Annotated in this window: 3 rRNA genes; all 3 read left to right on the top strand. The window is 53.6% G+C overall.

The features are described 5' to 3' along the window. Positions 1-1,431: ribosomal RNA gene (locus E3T22_RS12735) — 16S ribosomal RNA — on the top strand; the annotation flags it as partial. A gap of 462 nt (positions 1,432-1,893) precedes the next feature. Beyond that, positions 1,894-5,021 (top strand): 23S ribosomal RNA (locus tag E3T22_RS12730). Positions 5,022-5,145: 124 nt separating this feature from the next. Then, positions 5,146-5,262: ribosomal RNA gene (gene rrf / locus E3T22_RS12725) — 5S ribosomal RNA — on the top strand. The last annotated feature ends 2 nt before the right edge of the window (positions 5,263-5,264 follow it).

The following is a 5,264-nucleotide window of genomic DNA, read 5'->3' as shown; positions in this document are numbered from 1 at the left end:
GATCAGTGGCGAACGGGTGAGTAACACGTGAGTAACCTGCCCTTGACTCTGGGATAAGCACTGGAAACGGTGTCTAATACCGGATACGAACTTCAGCCGCATGGCTAGGAGTTGGAAAGAATTTCGGTCAAGGATGGACTCGCGGCCTATCAGCTAGTTGGTGAGGTAATGGCTCACCAAGGCGACGACGGGTAGCCGGCCTGAGAGGGTGACCGGCCACACTGGGACTGAGACACGGCCCAGACTCCTACGGGAGGCAGCAGTGGGGAATATTGCACAATGGGCGCAAGCCTGATGCAGCAACGCCGCGTGAGGGACGACGGCCTTCGGGTTGTAAACCTCTTTTAGTAGGGAAGAAGCGAAAGTGACGGTACCTGCAGAAAAAGCACCGGCTAACTACGTGCCAGCAGCCGCGGTAATACGTAGGGTGCAAGCGTTGTCCGGAATTATTGGGCGTAAAGAGCTCGTAGGCGGTTTGTCGCGTCTGCTGTGAAAACCCGAGGCTCAACCTCGGGCCTGCAGTGGGTACGGGCAGACTAGAGTGCGGTAGGGGAGATTGGAATTCCTGGTGTAGCGGTGGAATGCGCAGATATCAGGAGGAACACCAATGGCGAAGGCAGATCTCTGGGCCGTAACTGACGCTGAGGAGCGAAAGCATGGGGAGCGAACAGGATTAGATACCCTGGTAGTCCATGCCGTAAACGTTGGGAACTAGATGTGGGGACCATTCCACGGTCTCCGTGTCGCAGCTAACGCATTAAGTTCCCCGCCTGGGGAGTACGGCCGCAAGGCTAAAACTCAAAGGAATTGACGGGGGCCCGCACAAGCGGCGGAGCATGCGGATTAATTCGATGCAACGCGAAGAACCTTACCAAGGCTTGACATATAGAGGAAACGGCTGGAAACAGTCGCCCCGCAAGGTCTCTATACAGGTGGTGCATGGTTGTCGTCAGCTCGTGTCGTGAGATGTTGGGTTAAGTCCCGCAACGAGCGCAACCCTCGTCCTATGTTGCCAGCACGTAATGGTGGGAACTCATGGGATACTGCCGGGGTCAACTCGGAGGAAGGTGGGGATGACGTCAAATCATCATGCCCCTTATGTCTTGGGCTTCACGCATGCTACAATGGCCGGTACAAAGGGCTGCAATACCGCAAGGTGGAGCGAATCCCAAAAAGCCGGTCTCAGTTCGGATTGAGGTCTGCAACTCGACCTCATGAAGTCGGAGTCGCTAGTAATCGCAGATCAGCAACGCTGCGGTGAATACGTTCCCGGGCCTTGTACACACCGCCCGTCAAGTCATGAAAGTCGGTAACACCCGAAGCCAGTGGCCAAACCCGCAAGGGATGGAGCTGTCGAAGGTGGGATCGGTGATTAGGACTAAGTCGTAACAAGGTAGCCGTACCGGAAGGTGCGGCTGGATCACCTCCTTTCTAAGGAGCACAGCAGTGCCGTCTGTATACAGCGGAGTAACACTGCCAAGTCATACGAAGACGAATGTTCTTCGATGGCGCTCATGGGTGGAACATTGACATTGATGCAGAGCCAATCGGTTCGATCTCAGTACTTCACCTCGGTGAATGGAAAGGGTTGGGTCAGGCGGGTTTGCATATGCACGCTGTTGGGTCCTGAGGGACCGGAACACGAATCACTTTCGAGTGGTGAGTGGACTTTTCCTCTGGACCTTTTTCGGTCAGCAGTCGTACCTTTCGGGGTCGCTGGTCGTAAGGGGTACCGCCCGTACTTTGAGAACTACACAGTGGACGCGAGCATCTTAAATTTGAACCCTTCGGGGTCAAATTACAAAGATCAACACACTTTTCGAAGTGTGTGATCATTGGTCAATTTCGGTCGCGAATTTATTCGCGGCACTTAATCGATTCAAACTCATGTGATTTCAAATTTTCAAGAGCAAACGGTGAATGCCTTGGCATGTAGAGCCGAAGAAGGACGTAGTAATCTGCGATAAGCCTCGGGGAGTTGATAAACGAACTGTGATCCGAGGATGTCCGAATGGGGAAACCCCGCCAGGCCCGCAAGGTGACCTGGTGACTCCCGCCTGAATATATAGGGCGGGTAGAGGGAACGTGGGGAAGTGAAACATCTCAGTACCCACAGGAAGAGAAAACAATAGTGATTCCGTTAGTAGTGGCGAGCGAACCCGGAAGAGGCTAAACCGATCATGTGTGATAGCCGGCAGGCGTTGCATGGTCGGGGTTGCGGGACTTTTCTGCTGATTCTGCCGAACAGTGAGCGTTACAAAGGAATATAGACGAACAGGATTGAAAGCCTGGTCATAGAGGGTGCGAACCCCGTAGTCGAAATGTTCCAATGGCGCGAAGAGTATCCCAAGTAGCACGGGGCCCGAGAAATCCCGTGTGAATCTGTCAGGACCACCTGATAAGCCTAAATACTCCTACATGACCGATAGTGAACAAGTACCGTGAGGGAAAGGTGAAAAGTACCCCGGGAGGGGAGTGAAATAGTACCTGAAACCGTTTGCTTACAAACCGTTGGAGCACCCTTTGTTGGTGTGACAGCGTGCCTTTTGAAGAATGAGCCTGCGAGTTAGTGATATGTGGCGAGCTTAACCCGAGAGGGGAATGCGTAGCGAAAGCGAGTCTGAATAGGGCGATTCAGTCGCATGTCCTAGACCCGAAGCGAAGTGATCTATCCATGGCCAGGTTGAAGCGACGGTAAGACGTCGTGGAGGACCGAACCCACTTCAGTTGAAAATGGAGGGGATGAGCTGTGGATAGGGGTGAAAGGCCAATCAAACTTCGTGATAGCTGGTTCTCTCCGAAATGCATTTAGGTGCAGCGTTGCGTGTTTCTTGCCGGAGGTAGAGCTACTGGATAGCCGATGGGCCCTAAAAGGTTACTGACGTTAGCCAAACTCCGAATGCCGGTAAGTGAGAGCGCAGCAGTGAGACGGTGGGGGATAAGCTTCATCGTCGAGAGGGAAACAACCCAGACCACCATCTAAGGTCCCAAAGCGCGTGCTAAGTGGGAAAGGATGTGGAGTTGCATAGACAACCAGGAGGTTGGCTTAGAAGCAGCCACCCTTGAAAGAGTGCGTAATAGCTCACTGGTCAAGTGATTCCGCGCCGACAATGTAACGGGGCTCAAGCACGCCACCGAAGTTGTGGCATTGATATTTTTGGTAAGCCGCACCCTTGTGGTGTTGGTTCAGCCGTGTTGATGGGTAGGAGAGCGTCGTGTGGCCAGCGAAGCGGCGGTGTAAACCAGCCGTGGAGGCTACACGAGTGAGAATGCAGGCATGAGTAGCGAAAGACGGGTGAGAAACCCGTCCTCCGAAAGATCAAGGTTTCCAGGGCCAGGCTAATCCGCCCTGGGTAAGTCGGGACCTAAGGCGAGGCCGACAGGCGTAGTCGATGGACAACGGGTTTATATTCCCGTACTGATGAAAAACCGTCCAAGCTAATCCAGTAATGCTAAGCATCTGAATCCTCTAGATGGATCCCTTCGGGGTGAAGCGTGAGGCCTAGCGTGCGACCCTATGCTGGTGCGGTTAGCGTATTAACAGGTGTGACGCAGGAAGGTAGCTGAGCCGGGCGATGGTTGTCCCGGTCTAAGGATGTAGGGCGAACGATAGGCAAATCCGTCGTTCATTAAGCCTGAGACCCGATGGGTAGCCCGTAAGGGCGAAATCAGTGATCCTATGCTGCCAAGAAAAGCATCGACGCGAGGTTTTAGTCACCCGTACCCCAAACCGACTCAGGTGATCAGGTAGAGAATACTAAGGAGATCGAGAGAATCGTGGTTAAGGAACTCGGCAAAATGCCCCCGTAACTTCGGGAGAAGGGGGGCCTGAGGCGTGAAGGGATTTACTCCTGGAGCGTTCGAAGGCCGCAGAGACCAGTGGGAAGCGACTGTTTACTAAAAACACAGGTCCGTGCCAAGTCGCAAGACGATGTATACGGACTGACGCCTGCCCGGTGCTGGAAGGTTAAGAGGAACGGTTAGCCGCAAGGCGAAGCTGAGAATTTAAGCCCCAGTAAACGGCGGTGGTAACTATAACCATCCTAAGGTAGCGAAATTCCTTGTCGGGTAAGTTCCGACCTGCACGAATGGCGTAACGACTTCCCAGCTGTCTCAACCGCGAACTCGGCGAAATTGCATTACGAGTAAAGATGCTCGTTACGCGCAGCAGGACGGAAAGACCCCGTGACCTTTACTACAGCTTGGTATTGGTGTTCGGTGTGGCTTGTGTAGGATAGGTGGGAGACTTTGAAGCTTGGACGCTAGTTCAGGTGGAGTCATCGTTGAAATACCACTCTGGTCATATTGGATACCTAACTTCGAACCGTGATCCGGTTCAGGGACAGTGCCTGGTGGGTAGTTTAACTGGGGCGGTTGCCTCCTAAAAAGTAACGGAGGCGCCCAAAGGTTCCCTCAACCTGGTTGGCAATCAGGTGTCGAGTGTAAGTGCACAAGGGAGCTTGACTGTAAGACTGACAAGTCGAGCAGGGACGAAAGTCGGGACTAGTGATCCGGCAGTGGCTTGTGGAAGCGCTGTCGCTCAACGGATAAAAGGTACCTCGGGGATAACAGGCTGATCTTGCCCAAGAGTCCATATCGACGGCATGGTTTGGCACCTCGATGTCGGCTCGTCGCATCCTGGGGCTGGAGTAGGTCCCAAGGGTTGGGCTGTTCGCCCATTAAAGCGGTACGCGAGCTGGGTTTAGAACGTCGTGAGACAGTTCGGTCCCTATCCGCTGCGCGCGCAGGAAATTTGAGAAGATCTATCCCTAGTACGAGAGGACCGGGATGGACGAACCTCTGGTGTGTCAGTTGTTCCGCCAGGAGCACCGCTGATTAGCTACGTTCGGAACGGATAACCGCTGAAAGCATCTAAGCGGGAAGCCGGCTTCGAGATGAGATTTCCATCCCTTAGGGGGAGAGGCTCGCAGCTAGACTACTGCGTTGATAGGCCGGATGTGGAAGAGAGGACTAAAGACTCTTGGAGCTGACCGGTACTAATAAGCCGATAATTTGATAACACTCAGTTTGAATAAGCTGCTATGCGTCCACTATGTGGTTCTCGATGTACGGTCGAGAACAAACGCCCTCCACGGAGGGCTCTATAACTAAAAAATATAGATTCGATTCACCATCACCAGGTGTTTCGGCGGCTATAGCAAGAGGGAAACGCCCGGTCACATTCCGAACCCGGAAGCTAAGACTCTTTGCGCCGATGGTACTGCAGGGGGGACCCTGTGGGAGAGTAGGACACCGCCGGACTT

It is taken from the genome of Cryobacterium sp. TMB3-10 (assembly GCF_004402305.1).
Taxonomy (GTDB): domain Bacteria; phylum Actinomycetota; class Actinomycetes; order Actinomycetales; family Microbacteriaceae; genus Cryobacterium; species Cryobacterium zongtaii.
This window is presented reverse-complemented; position numbering and strand designations above follow the sequence as displayed.